The following is a 19075-nucleotide window of genomic DNA, read 5'->3' as shown; positions in this document are numbered from 1 at the left end:
ACACCAAAAACGGGGGCAGTCACGAAAGCGAACTGTTCCGAGCATGTCCACTTACCCGCACAGCACCTTGACGCGTAAGCGGTAGTTTTCAAAATAGTCTGCTACCCTTTTTATATTGACAACAATCCTAAGCAAATATAGAAACGCGACCTGCCCATTGAGTTGGGACGAAAGAAAACGCCTTCATAGCTCAGGAGGTAGAGCGCGTCCTTGGTAAGGACGAGGTCAGCAGTTCAAATCTGCTTGAAGGCTCCAGCAAATAAAAACGGATCGTATTCCTACGATCCGCTTTTTTTATGGCTCCACGCCATGAAGACAAATGCAAATAATAAAATATAACAATACATTATAAAAAGGAACCATGTCTCTTTCGTCCTCGCCTCCACCCAAAGAAGATGTTCATTCCCCATAAGAGTCCCATTTTTCGCGCTTCGAACATTGTACCCTACCGAAAAGTGATGTAATCTTTGGGACGTTGTCATTTCTGTGAACCATTGGCCTCAACCTTCAACACGACCACGTGTCATCTGAACGGCATGACCGACATTCTGAGACGCCTTTCCGTCAGGGCCAAACTCGGCCTTATCTCCGCCACCATCCTTTTGGCGTTCTCTGTTGGCCTGGGCGTGTTGTACGGCAACATTCGATCCAACGTACTTGCAGAGATCGAAACCGAGCTGCAAGGCACCACCCAAATGATCACCAACATGGTGGAAACAGCTGCCGACGTATCCATCAAGAACTACCTTCGAGCATTGGCGGAAACCAATGTCGAAATACTCAGCAAGCTTCATTCCGGTGTTATTCATCAAGGCCTGGATCAAGCAAAAGCTCAGGAGGAAGCCCGGAAAATTCTTCGTAGCCAGCCCGTGGCGGATACAGGCTACATCTATTGTGTAAATTCTCAGGGGACAGTGACCATGCATCCCCATCCATCCGTACAGGGAAAAGACGTATCGGAATCCGCGTTTGTTCGCGATCAGATGCAACGCAAACAAGGCTTCCTCGCGTATGAATGGAAGAACCCTGGAGAACGGCAAGCCAGGGCAAAGGTCATGTACATGGCGTATTTTGAACCCTGGGATTGGATCGTTTCCGTTACGGCCTACAAAAACGAATTTTCCAGCCTCATTTCCGTTGAAGATTTTAGAAAACGCATCGAATCCATCCAGTTGGGCAAATCTGGGTATTCCTACATTGTCAGCGACAGCGGCGAAGTCATTATCCACCCATTCCTCAAGGGGAATCTCTTTGAAGTAGATCACGCGGAAGGCCTTCGCCTCCTGGAAGCACTTTCCGAACAAACCAGCGGCCGGCTGACATACCAATGGCGTAACCCGGATGAAATTCTATCCCGGGAAAAGGTCGTCTTCTTCAACCGTATCCCTGAATATGGCTGGATTGTTTGCAGTTCCGGATATCTTGATGAATTTTACGCCCCCTTGACCAAGATGCGCAACCTCATCTTGATCAGCCTGTGTCTTGTGCTCCTACTCACGCTGCCTTTGGTCCTTATCATCAGCAGAAATATCACCCTGCCCCTGGAACAGCTCACCCAGGCATTGACCTCCTGCAATCCAGACCAAGGGCAAATGGCACGAGTACAATGGGAAAGCACTGATGAGTTCGGCTCACTCGCAAAGCACTTCAACGGCTTCATGCGGAATATTGAAGAAGCGACCCAAGCACTGGCGAAAGAAGCCGAGGAGCGTGAACAGGCCGAAAAAGAGCTGCAAATCTACAAGCGAATCTTCGAAAGCGCCATGGAAGGCATCTCGCTGACAACACCAGACGGAACCATTGTGGCGATCAATCCCGCCTTTACCGCCATTACAGGATACACAGAAGAGGATATCCTCGGCCAACCCTCGAGTCTTCTCCGCTCGGAAAAACATTCCGACGAATTTTTCGCGCAGTTGTGGCAATCGCTTCAGTCAAAAGGCTCCTGGGCCGGAGAAATATGGAACCGCAAAAAAGACGGCGGCACCTACCCAGAATGGTTGAGCATCAGCGGCATCCTTGACGAGTCCGGAAAAACAACACACTATGTAGCGGTATTTCATGATATTTCAGCCATAAAGGATCATGAAAAACAAATTCGCTTTCTGGCCTATCATGATCCGCTCACCAGCTTGCCCAACCGCACCCTGCTGCTACAGCACCTGGAGCAGGCCATCAATCGGGCCAAAAGCCGTCAAGAAGAGCTTGCCATACTCTACCTGGATCTGGACAACTTCAAAAATGTCAACGACAGCGTAGGGCACGCCCTGGGAGATGCCATGCTGCTGGAATTCGTTGAAAGAATCCAAGCTGTTGTCCGCAAAACCGACACATTGGCACGCCTGGGAGGAGATGAATTTGTTGTCATTGCCGAGGAGTTGGTAAAAGAAAACACCCCACTGACGCTCGCAGAACGGATTATGGGTTGCCTTGAGGCTCCCTTCCGACTGATGGGCAGACAATTTTACGCCACCGCAAGCATGGGGATCACATTGTATCCCCAGGATGGTACCACCCCGGGAGAGTTGATTAAAAATGCGGATCTGGCCATGTATCAGGCCAAAGACTCCGGTAAAAACAGATACCATCGCTACACCAGAGAGCTGAACGCCCTCGTTACCAAACGAATTCAAATGGAAGCGGATCTCCGCACCGCCCTTGACCAGGATCGCATTACTGTCCACTTTCAACCCCGCGTGGCTCTCCCGGACGGCAACACAACGGGCGTGGAAGCGTTGGCCCGCTGGGAACTGCCGGATGGCGGCATGGTTTCCCCCGGCGAATTCATTCCTATTGCCGAAGAAACAGGTCTGATCATCCCACTAGGATTAGTGGTGCTGGAAAAGTCCTTGAACCAAATCCAGACGCTACACCAAGCGGGGCAAGACCTCTATTTGTCCGTAAACCTCTCTCCCAAACAATTTCAACAGCCTGACCTCGTGGAAAGCGTGGACGCGGTGCTTCGCAAAACAGGATTTCCCGCCAATCGACTGGAGTTCGAAATCACGGAAACCCTGATCATGAAACACCTGGAAACCTCCCTTGGTAACCTGCATCGCCTGTCGCGACGCGGCATCCGTCTGGCCATCGACGACTTCGGCACCGGGTATTCCTCCCTCTACTATCTCAAACGGCTGCCCATCGACGTGCTCAAGGTGGATCGGTCTTTTGTGCAAGACGTGGAAGACGATCCCAGCGACGCAAAACTCGTAGAAACCATTATTCTGCTGGCCAAAAATTTTGGATTACGCTTGGTGGCAGAAGGCGTGGAGACACAAGGACAGTTGGACTTTCTCAATGCGCTGCATTGTGATGAAATTCAGGGATATCTTTTCAGTAAGCCCTTACCGTTTGAGGCGTTGAGGCAATATCTTGAGCAGGACGGTGCCACCACCTGACCTTTCCACAAAACAAAGCCCCCGTCCAAACGCCTTCGGACGGGGGCACACCGCAGTATCAGGACGTGTGATCAGGAAACAAGAAAGGGTTGCAGGTTTTCAAAAACCCCGTGTCCCCCATCATGTCGTCGGACCTCCATCACGTCCTGTAATTTTTCCACCTGCTTGACCACCTGTTCCAACCGCTCGTCCTCGTTGACCAACAGCCAGGCCCGGCTTGTCGTTCCGTCCCCCAGGGGTACGCAGGCGATTCCTTCCACGTTGTAGGCTCTACGAGCAAACAATCCACAAATATGCGTCATCACACCCGGATGATTTCGAACATCCAATTCCAAAACTGCGGAGCATCGATTTCGTGCCGCTGTCTTCCTATCAGGCGCAGACATGACTCTCCTCCTTATCAGCTTCAATCATTTCCTTATTGGCGGCTCCAGGGGGAACCATGGGAAACACATTCTGCCCGGGATTCACGGTCAGATGGATCAATCCGGGACCGGTGCGGGCAAGAGCCTCCCGCAAATCCTCCGCCGGATCGGCACTGTCATCAAGATTGACGGTATTCCAGCCGAATCCCCGAGCAATCTGCATAAAGTCCACGGAATACTCATATCCCGAGGCAAACAAATTCCCGCTGTAAAACAATTCCTGCTGCTGGCGGACCAGGCCCAATGCATTGTTGTTCGTCAACACGAGTTTCACATTGGTCCCCTGCTCCACGGCTGTGGCCATTTCCTGGAGATTCATAAGCAGGCTGCCGTCTCCGCTAAAACAGACCACCGGAAGATCGGGACGAGCCAACGCTGCACCTATGGCTGCGGGCAATCCAAACCCCATAGTACCAAGCCCGCCAGACGTAAGCCAACGCCGAGGAGTGTCGAGCGGGTATGCCTGGGCTGTGCGCATCTGGTGCTGGCCCACATCTGTAACCACTACGGCGCCGCGTCCCACGGCCCGAGCCGTTTCAAGGACGATTCCATATCCGGAGAGCACATTTTCCGCATCCTCCAGATACATGGAGTGCTCCGTTTTCAACTCATGAACCCGCTCCAGCCATTGACCAGGCTTTCCAGCGCGAATATGCGGAATCAACGATTGGAACGCCTGCCCAACATCACCAACCATCGCTTGATGCGCGGGACGAATTTTCCCCAATTCGGCAGGGTCTATGTCCATATGGATGATCTTGGCCCCTGGGCAAAACTGTTCCACCTTTCCTGTCGCCCTGTCGTCAAACCGGACCCCTGCAGCAATGAGTAAGTCGCATTCCTCTAAAGCAAGGTTGGCGCATGGAGCCGCGTGCATCCCCAGCATACCCAACGAAAGCGGATGATCCGACGGCATGGCACCAAGCCCCATAAGGGTCATCACGGTCGGAATTCCCGCAAGCTCCGCCAGATTCTTTGCCAAAGGAGCCGCTCCGGACTGGATAACACCGCCACCGAGATACAAAATCGGACGCTTGGCCTCATTGATCATGGCCGCGGCCCGATTCACGTGCTCCGATTCCACAGCCTGCGGGGCATCCGGCAAGCCCGGCTCAGGCCAGGAAGTCATATCCAGTTCCCCGGTTTGAACATCCTTGGGAATATCCACCAGCACGGGACCGGGCCGCCCGGAAGCGGCAATTCGAAACGCCTCCGGGATGACCTGGAGCAGTTCTTCCACGGATCGAACCAAAAAATTGTGCTTTGTCGCAGGAATGCTCATGCCGTAGATATCCACTTCCTGAAATGCATCCGTGCCGATCATGGCGCTGGGCACCTGTCCGGTGATGCATATCACGGGAACGGAATCAAGCTTGGCATCTGCTAACGCCGTGAGCGTATTGGTAGCTCCGGGGCCGGAGGTCGCAAAAAAGACCTGCGGTTTCCCTGTGACACGGGCCATGCCTTGCGCCATAAAGCCTGCCCCTTGTTCGTGGCGAGCCAAGACATGACGAATAACAGGACTACGCGACAGTGCGTCGTACAGGGGCAGGTTCGCCCCTCCAGGGATGCCGGGAATAGTTTGGATGCCCTGCCGTTCCAGCAGGCGGATAAGAATTTCTGCGCCGGTCATGCGAAACATGTCTCGCCTCCTCGGGTTGTCCCTGAAAGCGCTTGCCGGCGGTAACCATTTTGGATTTTTCTAATAAAAAACCCCGCCGACCAGCGTCGGCAGGGAGGATGGTGCAAAAAATGAGCGGTCCCGCTACGACGCGTCGATAACTACTACGCTTACTACTACGCCTACGAGGGCGGAGAAGAGAGCCGAAGCGGATAGTCTGACGCGATTCATGCAAAAACCACCTTTGATGTTTGAGACACGGTATTCCCAATCACGAATACATGTCAATACGCTTGCGCTGTTTTTATTAAAAAAAGGAAATTTTGTTGAAACATGGAAACACATCTCCCTTTGGGTAGACGGTATTGTCACGGATTGATATGTTCAATCCATGAATGGAAGAATCATTCTTTTTACGGCCGGTCTTCTCTTGTCGGTCCTGCTTCCCTGCCTTGTGGCGGCGGACGCAGGTAATGGAACGTCCCTTGAAGGCAACTATGTTGTGGAAGGCTGGAACACCATCCCCCCGGACGGCCCGCCGGACTATGCCGGAACAGGCCGCATCTGGAGCATTGGCGCTACCTATCTCTTTGAAGCAGATATCGACGGCCAAAGATATACAGGCGTGGGATTGCTGGATCCGGACAAGGGGGTGTTGGCTCTGCAATTCAACGGTACGGATGGGAATGGACTAACCGTCCTCAAAATCAACATAGACAACCTCGCCGGAAGTTGGGTTTTCAGCGAGTCCCCCAAAGAGCTGGGTTGGGAAGTCTGGACGCCCACCTTTGGTGCGCCCTGATCGAAGGACTTTCCCTGCTTACTGACCGCGGACCAACGCTTCACGCAAGGCAGCCACCTCCCGGGCAAGCGCCTTGAGATGCTCAAATAAGGAATAGAGATTCGCTACGGCATCCAAAGGATACCCTTTGGGTACGCCGCTATTGCGCAGTTCCAGTAAATGTTCTTCCACCCGGTGGATATAGGGTCGAATTTCTTTTGGGACGACAGCCTCAGGACGCTTGCTCAATTCTCCGGCCATATGCCGAAGATTGCCTTCCAAAGCCTCCACAACCACCAGCAAATCCTCCCGAACTTCCTGGTGATATCCCATGCGTGGGAGCGAACGGGCGAGTCGGTCCAAAGCCCGCGCATGTCCGGTCAGCCGCTCCAACGTATCGACAAAACGATGCAGCACCTGCACCCGCTTTCCACTGAATGGGGCGGACTCCTTACGGGCTTTATCCAACAACTCCCTATTGGCGCGTGTCATTTCCAGGAGCTTATCCAAACGCTTTCTTTCCACAGCCGGCGCACCGGACAAGAGGTGCTCCAGAGCACTTCGATATAAAGAGGCCGCTTCCAACAGCTGAATGGACAGCTCGGTACGGAGTAACCCGGCCGCATGGGAGGGCCACAGCAGCCCGGATACAAAAACCGCAGCAAAGACTCCCACTGCAATTTCCAAAAAACGCTCCATGCCGACAAAAAACGGCGTCACTTCAGCTGGTGACCCCAAAACAACGATGGCCACGGTGATTCCGCCGATCCGAAAGCTGGCTCGCAGGGCCGGCACACTGGAACAAATCAGGATGACCACAAATACACCCACGGACAAAAGCAGTGCCGATGCTGGATAAATGGTCAGACATAAAATACCTATCAGCGCTCCGACAAATGTCCCCATGAGCCGCCACAGCCCCATACGAATGGAGCCGCCAAGGTCGGCCTGCATGACGATGACGGCGGAGATGGCCGCCCAGTATCCATACTCAAGACCGACCCAATCCGACACCAATAGAGAAATGTAGGCGGCCAACGCAGTCTTGAAGGCATGCCGCATCATTTGTTTGGTGGGCAGATAACGACGAAAAGAAAAACTCATAGAACCTCGGAGTCAAACCCGGAAAACAGCCGAGCCGCACGTTGTTGAGCCGCTCTTCGCAGCCCATTGATTTCTTCATGGTTTCGATCCAAAAGCGCAACCACATCCCCGTCCAGGGCGGTTCCCGCCATATCGCGCATGACATTCAAGACATCGGACTGTTGCATTCCAGCACGGTACGGCCGATCTTCGCTCAGGGCGGTGAATACATCGGCCACCGCCACGATGCGGCTGCCCAAAGACAACTCGTCACTCCCCAGGCCGGAGGGGTAGCCCCGACCATCCAAACGTTCATGATGATCCCCGGCCCATCGGGCAATGCGCTCCATGCCGGGCAAATCTGCCAAGACCTGCTCCGTATACATGGCGTGATCACGCATAATCTGCCATTCCCGTTCATCCAACAGCCCAGGTTTATCCAATATTTCCCTGGGAACAGCGAGTTTGCCCAAATCATGCAGATTACCGGCAACCCGCATGAGCCGCAAACGTTGATCATCAAATCCGATCATACGGGCCAGAACGGTAGCGCATTCCGCCACGCCGCTGGAATGAGTCGAGGTAAAACGGCTCCGAAAATCAATAATCTGAGAAAAAAGCAATGAAAGCTCCAAAACCTCGGGAGGCTCCAACATCTCCGGCGGGAGCTGTGAAGAGGCCATGGAACGCAAGCGCTCCTGAGGTCGCTCTGCTTCCGTCCAAAAAGTATGTTCCGGAGCATAGGATAAAAACAAATCCACGTGCTCAGGGTCAAGAAGTCGCCCTGCCTGGAGCCGGATACGCTCACGAATACTCTGTATCTGCATATGCAAGGGTCCCCCCCTGTCGATAAGGGCATCAACCCTATCGGCCAGCTGCAAAATACCGGCTCCAGGAAGGACTTCACTCATTTCCCGCATATCCAGATAGGAGGTATGGTGCAGCCGGACATACTCCGCGGGACGGCGCAGTCGCGGATACGGCCGAAGGAGCCGGTATCCGGCCTCGGCATGGACTGTTCCGTCATGCTCAAACTGCAATGCGTCCAAACGGCTGGTCAAGGACAACGCCCCGGCATCATGGAGCAGCCCTGCCACCAAAAGATCACGACAAACTCCACTGGAAAACCCGGCGTCCGTAGCGAGCCGAAACGCGAAGTAGCCCACACGGACATGGTGGTCCACTACGGCCTTACTCACCAAATCCATGGTTCGTGACAGACAATGGATAAAATCCACCAACGCCACATTCTGCAGAGGTGCCATTCTTATCTCCCTACACAATTGTATCCCGCAAAAAGGCAAGGTTGGATAGCCTCGGTTGAACACATTGTCAAAAGAGAAAACAGTCCGCTATAGTTACCTGGACTTCTTGCCCATTGATGGCATAATTTTGTTCGCCTTCGAATGAGGGCTTCGCGCTTCACACCCCAGCAAGGCAAAACGGATGGCGTATCAGCGAATGGTCAAAAACCCACGTTTACGGTTCATTGTCCCCTTGGTAGGTCTTGTATCCGTGCTGCTTGTGGCCGCGTTGTACGTTCGACACCCTCGAACGCTCTCACTGATCGACCTACGAATATATGACCACTTGCTGCGCACCAATGCCGCCAATACGCCGCACCCTGCGCTGGCCATAGTTGATATCGATGAGGACAGCCTCCGGCGCCTGGGCCAATGGCCATGGCCGCGGCATCGCATTGCCCGGCTTGTGGACCGGCTGAACCAGGCCGGAGCCGTTGTTGTTGGGTTGGATATCCTCTTTGCCGAACCGGACCGCACCTCTCCCCAGCGCATCCTAAGCGACCTGGAAACGTCTTTCGGCCCGTACCTGGAAGAGACGCCGTCCATTCAGGGAGTTCCCGACATCTTGCGCGACAATGATCAACTCCTGGCGCAGACGCTTGCTACCGGTCCCTATGTACTTGGCTATGCATTTCGATTTGACGCCCCGGCCCAAGCCACACAGACAGTATCCTCCGTTCCCTCTGTGGGGCTGGTAACTCGAAGCCTGACACCGCAACTCGTCATGGCTCCAGAAAAACTGTTGCCCACGGCCCGGGAGATCACCCCGCCATTGGCCATACTTGCCCGAGCTGCTCCGGCTTCGGGATATTTCACGACGCGCACCGACCCGGACGGCACTGTTCGGCGTGTTCCTCTATTGGTTCGATTCAATGGCAAGGCCTATCCCAGCCTGGCTTTGGCGACGTTGCTCCAGGCTTCGGACACGCAAACCGTCATACTGAACTATTCAGAACGCGGCACAGAAAGCCTTGCCGTAGCAGGAACCAATATCCCCCTCGGCACTTCCGCTAATTTTCTCGTTAATTACCGAGGCCCGGAAAATACCTATCCGTATGTCAGCGCAGAAGCGATCCTGCGCGGCTCTCCCGAAGCGTTCCAGGCCGTGAATAACAAAATCGTTTTTGTCGGCACGTCCGCAGCCGGTCTCAAAGACATTCGTACAACTCCCTTCAGTCAGAACTTTCCCGGAGTGGAAACGCATGCCACCATTGTAGACAACATCCTCAGCCAGGATTTCATTCGTATTCCACCATGGGCTCCCGGTCTGGAAATGTTGGCGTTACTGGGTTGCGGACTTCTGACCGTGGTTCTCCTTGCCAAGGCGCGAGCAGCGTGGCTACTGCCTCCCTTGCTGGGGCTGGGTGTAGGCATCTGGTATGGTGCCGACCATTTGTTTGCCGAGTATCATTATTTTGTTTCACCGTTCTATCCGCTTCTCTGCCTGGTGCTGACCTTTACAGCCATGACCATCGTCAAATTCTGGCGCGAAGAGCGCCAAAAACAGTTCATCGAAGGAGCCTTCTCCCACTATCTTGCCCCCGCAGTCATCCAACGGATCGTCAAGAATCCAAACACGCTGACTCTGGACGGCGAAGAAAGGGAAGTTACGATCCTTTTTTCCGATATTCGGAACTTTACCTCACTTTCCGAACAACTCCCCCCTTCACAGGTGAGTGAACTGCTCAGAGAATATCTCACCCCAATGACCAGAATCATTACAGAACGAGATGGCACGTTGGACAAATTTATCGGAGATGCGGTTATGGCTTTTTGGAACGCTCCGTTGAACGTCCCGTTGCACCCTCAAAAGGCACTGGATGCCGCGCTGACGCAATTACAAATTCTTGGAAAACTCAACCAGCAGTTCGAACAGAACTTTGGACTGCGGCTTGAAATAGGTATTGGCCTACACAGTGGAATCGTCCGTGTAGGAAACATGGGGTCGGCGGATTTGTTTGACTATACCCTTATCGGGGACAACGTAAACCTTGCCTCCCGTCTGGAGGGGCTGACCAAATATTACGGACTGCCCCTGCTCGTCAGTGAAGAGGTGGCAAAAGCCTGCGAAAATTATGCGGCATTCTGGGAAATAGACAGAGTACGGGTCAAGGGCCGGGAGAATCCTTTGACTATATATGCGCCGATTTCTCAAGAGGACAGGGTCAAAAGGGAAACTGAGCTGAACCGATATGCCCAGGCAAAACAATATTACTGCAATGGTCGATTCGCTGAGGCACAAGAAGCCTTCGCACTTTTACAACGCGACCACCCGGATTCGCGGCTCTATAAAATATTGCACAAACGCTGTGCGGAACTTGAAACGGCCTGCCCAAGGAATTGGGATGGCGTATACACGCACGCCACAAAATAAAAACCAAAAGACAAATAAATTCCCAATGGTGACCGGTTCAAGATCTACCTCGGCCGAGCCGCTGGAATTCCCTTAAGCAACAGCTCTTCGGCCTGCTTGGCTGGCACAGGCGGAGAGTACAAATACCCCTGTCCTAATTCGCAATGCAGGGAATGCAGCAGGTCGGCCTGTTCTTCCAATTCAATGCCCTCCGCCACTACGGCCATGCGCAAACTATGCGCCAATGTGATGATGGCCCGGACGATTTCCGCATTTTCAGTAGAGTCAAGAATGCGGCGAACAAAACTCAAATCGACCTTCAGCTGATCCAAAGGAAATTTTTGCAGATAACTCATGGACGAATAACCGGTACCAAAGTCGTCCATGGAGATACGGATCCCCTCTTCCTTAAGCCGTTGCAGACGCAGCAGCGAAGTTTCCACGTTATCCATGACCGTGGATTCCGTGATCTCCAGCTTAAGACGCCCAGGCTGCAGGCCGGACTTTTGCAACGCGGTGATGACGTCTTGCACCAAATCGTTATTCCGGAATTGACGGGCGGAAATGTTCACGGAAAGCTGCAATTTCTCGGCTTGCTCATGCTCCCTGCCCCACCGGGCCAAAGTCCGGGTGGACTCCTCCAGCACCTGTCGTCCAAGATCAATGATCAATCCGGTCTCTTCAGCCAAGGGGATAAACTCTCCGGGACTGACGATACCACGCTCAGGGTGCTCCCAGCGCACCAAAGCCTCAAAGCCTGCCAGCCCACCGTGTTCCAACGAAACAATCGGCTGATAGTAGACCCGAAACTCCCGCTCCTGCACCGCTTTCCGCAAATCGTTTTCCAGGTGCATAAGGTCCACGGCCCGCTGCAGCATTCGATCATTATAGATATCGAATCGATCCCGCCCGGACTCTTTGGCCCGGTACATGGCAATGTTGGCCTTCTGCAACAAGTCGCTTGGACGGTCATCCTCCTGGGCGCCGAGAACCACGCCGATGCTCACCGTCGTCTGGACCTGATGTCCCTCGATAAGAAACGGCTCACGAAGTTGATCCAGCACACGACGGATCACCGTGAACGCTTCTCTCGGAGCATCCAGCTCCTCAAGAAGCAAAACAAATTCGTCACCTCCGAAGCGGGCCACCGTATCCATACCTCGCACACATTCCCAGAGCCGCTTGCTGACCTCGACCAAAAGCGAATCCCCGAAAATATGCCCCAGGCTGTCGTTCACTACCTTGAAACGATCCAGATCCAAAAACACCAGGGCAAAGTGGAAGTCTTCGTGTCGATTGGCGCGTTCCATGGCCCGGGCCACCCGGTCCATAAGCAACGTACGGTTGGCAAGCGCTGTCAACGGGTCATGCAACGCTTGATGGCGGAGCTGAATCTCCATCTTTTTACGGTCGGTAATATCCCGCAGAGAACACCGCAGCCCAAGGGATTTTCCATCATCCTTCCGCACGTCGAATTTAACCAGGCTGATCCAGCGCTCCCGACCATCTTTGCGAAAAATCCTGAAGTCGAAGGAGTCGCCGTCCACCCGCATTTCATCCGCCATGAAATGACGCCAGGAATCGTAATCCTCATCCAGAATAATCCGGCGGAAGATGTCCTCTCCGTCAATAATCTCGTCTGCAGTGTACCCGCTGATCCGCTCACAGGAAGGGCTACAGTAAAGAATCTTATCGTTGGGAGAAAACCAAATTTCCCAGTCGTAATTGTAGTCAGCCACCGTCCGGTAACGCTCTTCCGAGGCCTGCAACGCCTGGCGCTGAGCGTATAGATCAAGAAAAACCCGGACCTTGCTTTGCAGAATTTCCGGCTCAACGGGCTTGAACAAATAATCAACGGCACCGAGTTCGTACCCCTTAAAAACGTGCCGCTGCTCTTTACTGATGGCGGTAACGAAGATAATTGGAATGTCCTCGGTCCCACCTCGGGAGCGCAACTGCTCCGCCGTCTGAAACCCGTCAATTCCGGGCATCATAACGTCCAGCAGAACAAGGACAAAATGGTGCTGCATCGCCAATTCAAGGGCTTCCTCACCCGAAAGCGCAAGATGGATCTCTGCATCAAGTCCACGCAGCATTCCCTCAAGAACCTTCAGGTTGACCCTGTCATCGTCAACAATCAGTATTTTGGCCTTGTCGTACGTCGTCTCACCAGCTTCCGAAGGCATTGTGCTCCTCTTTCGCATATCGCCAAGCATTCTGCATGTTGAACCTAGCACAGGACAAACCTTTGTGGAAGTCATCAAAGCGGCCGAAGATGTATTTTCGTTTCCTGCGCATTGACAGCCGGTGACAATGAAACTAGTTGCCAAGGAAGCCGACTCCACCCGGCCTCGCGTCTGCTTTTACACAAGCACGGAAGCCTGTGGATCGCTCCTGACAACAGGAACTGCTCGGCACATGGTCCCCGAAGACGACAACACAATCGCCCCACCCACCCGGCGAAGGCAGCCGGAAAAACCGGCAGGAGTTGCCCATGAGCGAAACCACATTCGATTCTTTCCGCGACACGCTGAATGAATGTCACGAGTGGCCCTGCAAATACACATTCAAATTTATCGGCCCAGAAGCCTGCGCAAGGGAAGCGGCCGACCTTTTCCCCAAGGAAAGCGTCAGCAAGAGACCCTCCCGGACAGGGAAATACATAGGAGTCACCGCGGAAATAACCGTGCAATGCGCCGAGGACGTTCTTGACGTATACCGCAAAGCGCACAACATCAAGGGACTCATTTGCCTGTGATTCAAATGCGGTAACAACTGTTTGGCCCCCTGGCCGCGCCGACCCAGTCTTGACTTCCTGGGCCGCTTGCCCCAAGCTATTCAGCGATTTTTTGCGGCACTTCGCCGCCATTACCGCCCTGGAGGACCAACTTCTATCATGAGTGATTACAAATCCACCCTGCTGCTGCCGAAGACCAGCTTTCCCATGAAGGCCAACCTGCGCCAACGCGAGCCTGAAGCCCTGGCACGCTGGGAAGAAAACCAGACCTACGCCCGCATGACGGAGTCCAATAACGGCGCGGAACGTTTCGTGCTGCATGACGGTCCTCCCTATGCCAACGGCAATATTCATATGGGTACCGCCCTGAACAAAATCATCAAGGACATCGTGGTTAAATCCCGCAACATGCAGGGGTTCCAAGCCGAATATGTTCCCGGCTGGGATTGCCACGGCCTGCCCATTGAACACAAGGTCGAACAACAGCTCAAAGAAAAGGGCAAAACCGACCTGCCGACCACGGTTATCCGTCGGCTCTGCCGCGAGTACGCTACCAAGTGGTTGGACGTTCAGCGCAAAGATTTCAAACGCCTCGGTGTTCTGGGCCAATGGGATAATCCGTATGTAACCATGACCCCGGAGTACGAAGCCGCAACTGCCAGGGAATTGGGTCGGTTCATGGCCGAGGGGTCTGTGGTTCGCGGTAAGAAGCCTGTGCATTGGTGTTGTGATTGTCACACCGCATTGGCTGAGGCAGAAGTTGAATACGAGGACCACACCTCCCCATCCATTTACGTGCGTTTTCCCTTGAAGAACGCCGACCTTTCCCAAATCTGCCCCCAGGCCGACCCGGCCGCCACCTGGATCGCCATCTGGACCACCACGCCCTGGACCATCCCTGACAACATGGCCGTGGCTGTGCATCCTGACTTTGACTATGTCTTCGTCCAGACCGAAAGCGGCACCTACATCCTAGCCGAAGAACTCCTGGAATCCTGTGCAGAGCTGTTCGGCTGGAACGAGCATGGGATCATCAAACGGGTCAAGGGGGCCGAACTTGAAGGACTCCAGGCTGAGCACCCCATCTACGGGCGCCCTTCCCCCATCGTACTGGCTGACTACGTAACCCTGGACACGGGTACCGGTTGTGTGCACACCGCACCGGGGCATGGTCGCGAAGACTTTGAAACCGGCCAACGGTACGGACTGGAAATTTATTCCCCCATGGATGACGCGGGCGTTTTCCGCAAGGAAGTGGAATTCTTTGCCGGACTCAATGTCTGGGACGCCAACCCCAAGGTCATCGAAAAATTGAAAGAGCTGGGCAAACTCCTGGCCTCTCAAAAAATCACCCACTCCTACCCCCACTGCTGGCGATGCAAAAAGCCGGTCATTTTCCGGGCCACGACCCAGTGGTTCATCAGCATGGCCGCCAACGATCTGCGGGAGCGTGCCCTCAAGGCCATCCGTAACGATGTGCGCTGGATTCCAGCCTGGGGCGAGGAACGCATCTACGGCATGATCGAAAAACGCCCTGACTGGTGCATCTCCCGCCAACGCAACTGGGGCGTTCCCATTGTGGCGTTGATCTGCGAGGAATGCGATGAGGCTTGGCACGACCCTGAATGGGTGTTTCGAATCGTAGACCGTTTTGCCGAACACGAGCACGGATGCGACTATTGGTTTGATGCTCCCATGGAGGAAATTACCGAAGGCGTTCCCGTTTGTCCCAAATGCGGCGCTCGCAAGTGGAAACGGGAGTCCGACATTTTGGACGTCTGGTTTGATTCCGGCACCAGCTTTGCCGCAGTATGCGAACAGCGTAAGGACGTGGGATACCCCGCGGACCTGTACCTTGAAGGCTCTGACCAGCACCGTGGTTGGTTCCACAGCTCACTGCTGGCCAGCATGGGGACGCGGGGCAAACCGCCGTACAAGTCCGTGCTCACCCACGGATACGTCGTGGATGGCGACGGGCGCAAAATGTCGAAATCTATTGGAAACGTTGTTGCTCCAAAAGAAATCATCGACAAGTACGGCGCGGAAATCCTGCGTATGTGGGTTGCCTCCTCCAACTATCAAGAGGATGTGCGTCTCTCGACTGAAACCTTGGACCGGCTTGTGGACGCCTACCGACGCATCCGCAACACCTGCAAATTCCTGCTCTCCGTTCTCAATGATTTCGGGCCGGAAAACGCCGTCCCCGTCAAACAGCTGCTCGGTCCCGACCGATTCCTGCTGGACGTCATGGCGCGCCGCCACGAGGAAATGCAGCAGGCGTATACGGAGTATGAATTCCACAAGGTGTATCATACACTGCACAACACCTGCGTAGTGGAGCTTTCCTCCTTTTGGCTTGATATTGTCAAAGACCGCCTCTATTGCGAGTCCCAGGATGGACTCAAGCGTCGCAGCGCCCAAACCGTAGCTTGGCAAGCCCTGCTCACGCTGATCAGAGACATGGCACCAATCCTTTCATTTACTGCGGAAGAAGCGTTCTCGCACCTTCCTCAGTCGCTGAAACCTGCCCTGCCCACGGTTTTCTCTCTGCGCTTTGACCCGCTTGAAGCGGAAATCAGCGATGAGGAGCGTTCCCGTTGGGAACTGCTGCTGGAACTTCGCGGTGAGGTCACCAAGGCCATTGAGCCGAAACGCAAAGAAGGGCTTGTCGGCAAATCGCTGGACGCCAAGATCACGCTCTACGGCTCGAATGAATTGCTGGATCGGCTGGACGGTCTGGATCTGTTGGAATTCTTCATTGTCTCGCGTGTGGAGTTGCAGCCTGAGGCCAACATCCCGAAAGGAGCCTACCGATCTGAGGAAATCGAGGGACTCGGCGTTGTGGTGGAGCACGCCCAGGGTGAAAAATGCCAGCGCTGCTGGCGTTTTGACGACCAACTCGGCACCAATTCGGAATACCCGGATGTCTGCCCCAGGTGTACCGCTGTTCTGACCGAGGCATAACTTGAAAAAACGTTTTCTTACGACCATTACCTGGGCCTTGGTGATTCTGATTCCTGACCTGGTCACCAAGGCTCTGGTTCAAAAAAGCTTTACCCTGTGGGAAAGCCGGGAGATCATTCCCGGCTTCTTCAACCTCACCCTCGTGCACAATATGGGCGCGGCTTTTGGATTCCTCAACAACAGCCAGATCGACTGGCAAACACCTTTTTTCGTGGCCGCCACCCTTTTTGCCATGCTCTTCATCCTCTGGTTGGTGCGGCAGGAAGACGAACTGGGACACACCGGCATCACTGGACTTGGATTGATCCTTGGCGGAGCCGTAGGCAATCTCATTGATCGCCTCAGTCATCGGTACGTCATCGACTTTTTCGATTTTCACCTGGCAGGATGGCACTGGCCCGCATTCAATATCGCGGATTGCGGCATCACCATAGGGGCGGGACTCGTTCTTCTGAACTACTGGACAAGGCAACGCAATGCACCCGATCCTGATTGAACTGGGGCCGCTGACCATCCACACCTACGGTCTCTTTGTGGCTCTGGCCTTCCTCATTTCGATCTGGTGGGGTCAACGGGAGGCTCGTCTCGCAGGACTTGACGCTTCCCTGGTACCCGATTTGGCCCTTGCGATCTGTTTTTCCGCCATTCTTGGCGCACGCCTTGTCTATGTCATCATCGAGTTCCCCTTTTTTTTGGAAAACCCGCTCCATGCCTTCATGTTTTGGCGTGGAGGCCTTGTTTTTTCCGGGGGACTGGCCTTGGCAATCGTTGTAGGATGGTTTGTGGTTCAACGCAAAGGACAATCCCCCCTGCGTTGGTGCGACGCCGCCGCCCCGGCCATCGCCTTGGGCCAGGCCATCGGACGGCTTGGCTGCCTCGGTGCGGGTTGCTGCTACGGCAAACCCACGGAACTGCCCTGGAGCATCGTCTTCAACGCTCCAAACAGCCTGGCCCCCACAGGGATAGCCCTCCACCCGACTCAAATCTACCATGCCCTGGCCTCCCTGTTTTGTTTCCTTCTCCTCGTTCTGTTCCGCCGCCCTCTCAAGATGCCGGGGCAACGTCTGGGCGTCTACCTGGTCTGCTACCCTGTTCTTCGGTTCATCATCGAATTTTTCCGCAACGACCACCGGGGAGCAGTGGGACCGATAAGTCTTACACAAGTCATGGCTATCCTGTTTTTCTGCCTGGGGCTTTGGCTCCTGCTCCGCAACTCCAAAAGGGAACACCATTATGAACGTTGATCTGACGCCGCAACAGTGGCTTATTTTGCTCGGCGTGGTCGGGATCTTCGCCGCCTTAAGCCTTTACTCCATCTGGGATGCCTTCCATCGCCAGTTCAAATCCACCGGTGAAAAAATGGCCTGGGTCCAGGTGTCCGTGCTGGTTCCCTTTTTGGGCGGACTCGCGTATCTCATTTTTGGAAAACGCAGAGGAGAACGAATCCGATGAAACAGCCCGTCACCATTTTTTTGACCGTCTTGATGATCGCCGCGACCATCCTTTCTGGATGCGCCACTAAATCCGAAGTGGAAACCCTGGAAATGCAGGCTCGCCGAGATCGTGAAGAAGCCCGCAAGCTGTTGCGCCAAATGGAACAAGAGTTCAACACCCGCATTGAAAGCAGCAATTCGCCAGTACGCGAAAAACAGGCCGACATATGGGTGGAGTTGAATGCTCTGCGTGCGGATCTGAATATGCTTCAGGGGCAGATGGACGACCTTTCTCTTCGCCTGGACCAACTGAGCGGCTCAGGCGACACGGCTGCTTCACTGCCCGCCCTGGCCCTGGATATGAAGGCTGTAACCTTTGCACTTGAACACCAACTCGCCATTGATATGGACAAAGTCCGTGAACAGGTGGCCCCCAAAGACACCTTCACCACTCCAGCCATCCCTGATGCCACCAGCGGAGTGGAAGGCCCGACCGGAGCAGAATCGCCATCCCTGACCCCGGAGCAGCGTGCCGAGCAGGCTCTGACCGATGCGGAACAGCAGCAAAGCCCTTCGGCGACATCGCAACCCGTAGCCGATCCGGCTCAGGCACTATACGACAAGGCCTACAGTGCCTTCGGGGAACGCAAATACGAACAAGCACGTCAGGACTGGGCGGAATTCGTCACCACCTTCCCAAATCACTTCTTGGTTCCCAACGCCGTGTTCTGGCAGGGAGAATGCTTTTACCAACTCCAGGACTACAAACGTGCCGTCCTCGCCTACCAGGATGTCATCAAAAAATTCCCCAAGAGTTCCAAATTCAAATACGCTTTGCTCAAGCAAGGGATATCCCTTTATAAGCTCGGTCGGTCCGATCTTGGTAAAGTCGTGCTTCAAGACCTTGTGGATAAGTATCCATCCACGCCGGAAGCGGCTCGGGCCAAACAATTCATGCAGGAACAATGACATTCGG

The 19075-nt window shown here is 54.2% G+C and carries 14 protein-coding genes and 1 tRNA gene; 10 read left to right on the top strand and 5 right to left on the bottom strand.

Features of this window, described 5'->3' with window-relative positions:
* The first annotated feature begins 179 nt into the window (after positions 1-179).
* Positions 180-255, top strand: a tRNA-Thr gene (locus B5D49_RS07190).
* A gap of 281 nt (positions 256-536) precedes the next feature.
* A complete protein-coding gene (locus tag B5D49_RS07185; protein WP_078717003.1) occupies positions 537-3398 on the top strand; it encodes an EAL domain-containing protein in 2862 nt (953 codons plus the stop codon).
* Between the two features lie 71 nt (positions 3399-3469).
* Here the strand turns inward: B5D49_RS07185 and ilvN are convergent, their stop codons facing one another.
* Positions 3470-3784, bottom strand: a complete 315-nt coding sequence (ilvN, locus tag B5D49_RS07180) for an acetolactate synthase small subunit (RefSeq protein WP_078717002.1) — start codon at positions 3782-3784, stop codon at positions 3470-3472.
* Positions 3771-5465 (bottom strand): acetolactate synthase large subunit, encoded by a 1695-nt coding sequence (ilvB, locus tag B5D49_RS07175; protein WP_078717001.1) that lies wholly within the window; start codon positions 5463-5465, stop codon positions 3771-3773. The genes ilvN and ilvB overlap by 14 nt, the downstream gene beginning before the upstream one ends.
* Positions 5466-5835: 370 nt before the next feature.
* Here ilvB and B5D49_RS07170 point away from each other — a divergent pair, with 370 nt between their 5' ends.
* A complete protein-coding gene (locus B5D49_RS07170) occupies positions 5836-6246 on the top strand; it encodes a hypothetical protein (protein ID WP_078717000.1) in 411 nt (136 codons plus the stop codon).
* Positions 6247-6264: 18 nt separating this feature from the next.
* On the opposite strand, the gene B5D49_RS07165 is transcribed toward B5D49_RS07170, so the two are convergent.
* Together B5D49_RS07165 and B5D49_RS07160 are read right to left on the bottom strand one after the other, a co-directional pair.
* Positions 6265-7329 (bottom strand): FUSC family protein, encoded by a 1065-nt coding sequence (locus B5D49_RS07165; protein WP_078716999.1) that lies wholly within the window; start codon positions 7327-7329, stop codon positions 6265-6267.
* Positions 7326-8573: an HD domain-containing phosphohydrolase gene (locus B5D49_RS07160; RefSeq protein ID WP_078716998.1), complete on the bottom strand. Its 1248-nt coding sequence runs from the start codon at positions 8571-8573 to the stop codon at positions 7326-7328. The genes B5D49_RS07165 and B5D49_RS07160 overlap by 4 nt, the downstream gene beginning before the upstream one ends.
* Positions 8574-8754: 181 nt before the next feature.
* Between B5D49_RS07160 and B5D49_RS07155 the strand changes: the two genes are divergently transcribed.
* Complete coding sequence (locus B5D49_RS07155) at positions 8755-10986, top strand: CHASE2 domain-containing protein (RefSeq protein WP_144019246.1); 2232 nt, start codon at positions 8755-8757, stop codon at positions 10984-10986.
* 44 nt (positions 10987-11030) lie between these two features.
* On the opposite strand, the gene B5D49_RS07150 is transcribed toward B5D49_RS07155, so the two are convergent.
* A complete protein-coding gene (locus tag B5D49_RS07150) occupies positions 11031-13151 on the bottom strand; it encodes a putative bifunctional diguanylate cyclase/phosphodiesterase (RefSeq protein WP_078716997.1) in 2121 nt (706 codons plus the stop codon).
* Between the two features lie 308 nt (positions 13152-13459).
* On the opposite strand from B5D49_RS07150, the gene B5D49_RS07145 reads away from it, so the two are divergent.
* The 6 genes from B5D49_RS07145 (at position 13460) to ybgF (ending at position 19068) form a co-directional block, all read left to right on the top strand.
* Positions 13460-13723, top strand: coding sequence for a DUF493 domain-containing protein (locus B5D49_RS07145; RefSeq protein ID WP_078716996.1), 264 nt, complete (start codon positions 13460-13462; stop codon positions 13721-13723).
* 138 nt (positions 13724-13861) lie between these two features.
* On the top strand, positions 13862-16666 hold the full coding sequence (gene ileS / locus B5D49_RS07140; RefSeq protein WP_078716995.1) for an isoleucine--tRNA ligase: 2805 nt from the start codon (positions 13862-13864) through the stop codon (positions 16664-16666).
* A gap of 1 nt (position 16667) precedes the next feature.
* Positions 16668-17162 carry a signal peptidase II gene (gene lspA, locus B5D49_RS07135; RefSeq protein WP_078716994.1) on the top strand — a complete coding sequence of 165 codons (495 nt, stop codon included), beginning with the start codon at positions 16668-16670 and terminating at the stop codon, positions 17160-17162.
* Positions 17143-17910: a prolipoprotein diacylglyceryl transferase gene (lgt, locus tag B5D49_RS07130; protein ID WP_078716993.1), complete on the top strand. Its 768-nt coding sequence runs from the start codon at positions 17143-17145 to the stop codon at positions 17908-17910. Before lspA ends, lgt begins: the two co-directional genes overlap by 20 nt.
* On the top strand, positions 17900-18118 hold the full coding sequence (locus B5D49_RS07125; protein ID WP_078716992.1) for a PLD nuclease N-terminal domain-containing protein: 219 nt from the start codon (positions 17900-17902) through the stop codon (positions 18116-18118). Before lgt ends, B5D49_RS07125 begins: the two co-directional genes overlap by 11 nt.
* Complete coding sequence (ybgF, locus tag B5D49_RS07120; protein WP_078716991.1) at positions 18115-19068, top strand: tol-pal system protein YbgF; 954 nt, start codon at positions 18115-18117, stop codon at positions 19066-19068. Before B5D49_RS07125 ends, ybgF begins: the two co-directional genes overlap by 4 nt.
* Positions 19069-19075 lie beyond the last annotated feature (7 nt).

The organism is Paucidesulfovibrio gracilis DSM 16080, assembly GCF_900167125.1.
Taxonomy (GTDB): domain Bacteria; phylum Desulfobacterota; class Desulfovibrionia; order Desulfovibrionales; family Desulfovibrionaceae; genus Paucidesulfovibrio; species Paucidesulfovibrio gracilis.
The sequence above is the reverse complement of the archived record's forward strand: the minus strand, read 5'-3'. Positions and strand labels throughout refer to the sequence as shown.

What these genes read in the sequence shown, in the direction of transcription:
- B5D49_RS07170 (WP_078717000.1), top strand. Translation starts at nt 5,836, where the DNA reads ATGAATGGAAGAATCATTCTTTTTACGGCCGGTCTTCTCTTGTCGGTC.
- ileS (WP_078716995.1), top strand. Translation starts at nt 13,862, where the DNA reads ATGAGTGATTACAAATCCACCCTGCTGCTGCCGAAGACCAGCTTTCCC.
- B5D49_RS07160 (WP_078716998.1), bottom strand. Translation starts at nt 8,573, where the DNA reads ATGGCACCTCTGCAGAATGTGGCGTTGGTGGATTTTATCCATTGTCTG.
- ybgF (WP_078716991.1), top strand. Translation starts at nt 18,115, where the DNA reads ATGAAACAGCCCGTCACCATTTTTTTGACCGTCTTGATGATCGCCGCG.
- B5D49_RS07155 (WP_144019246.1), top strand. Translation starts at nt 8,755, where the DNA reads ATGGCGTATCAGCGAATGGTCAAAAACCCACGTTTACGGTTCATTGTC.
- ilvB (WP_078717001.1), bottom strand. Translation starts at nt 5,465, where the DNA reads ATGTTTCGCATGACCGGCGCAGAAATTCTTATCCGCCTGCTGGAACGG.
- B5D49_RS07125 (WP_078716992.1), top strand. Translation starts at nt 17,900, where the DNA reads ATGAACGTTGATCTGACGCCGCAACAGTGGCTTATTTTGCTCGGCGTG.
- B5D49_RS07150 (WP_078716997.1), bottom strand. Translation starts at nt 13,151, where the DNA reads ATGCCTTCGGAAGCTGGTGAGACGACGTACGACAAGGCCAAAATACTG.
- B5D49_RS07185 (WP_078717003.1), top strand. Translation starts at nt 537, where the DNA reads ATGACCGACATTCTGAGACGCCTTTCCGTCAGGGCCAAACTCGGCCTT.
- ilvN (WP_078717002.1), bottom strand. Translation starts at nt 3,784, where the DNA reads ATGTCTGCGCCTGATAGGAAGACAGCGGCACGAAATCGATGCTCCGCA.
- B5D49_RS07165 (WP_078716999.1), bottom strand. Translation starts at nt 7,329, where the DNA reads ATGAGTTTTTCTTTTCGTCGTTATCTGCCCACCAAACAAATGATGCGG.
- lgt (WP_078716993.1), top strand. Translation starts at nt 17,143, where the DNA reads ATGCACCCGATCCTGATTGAACTGGGGCCGCTGACCATCCACACCTAC.
- B5D49_RS07145 (WP_078716996.1), top strand. Translation starts at nt 13,460, where the DNA reads ATGAGCGAAACCACATTCGATTCTTTCCGCGACACGCTGAATGAATGT.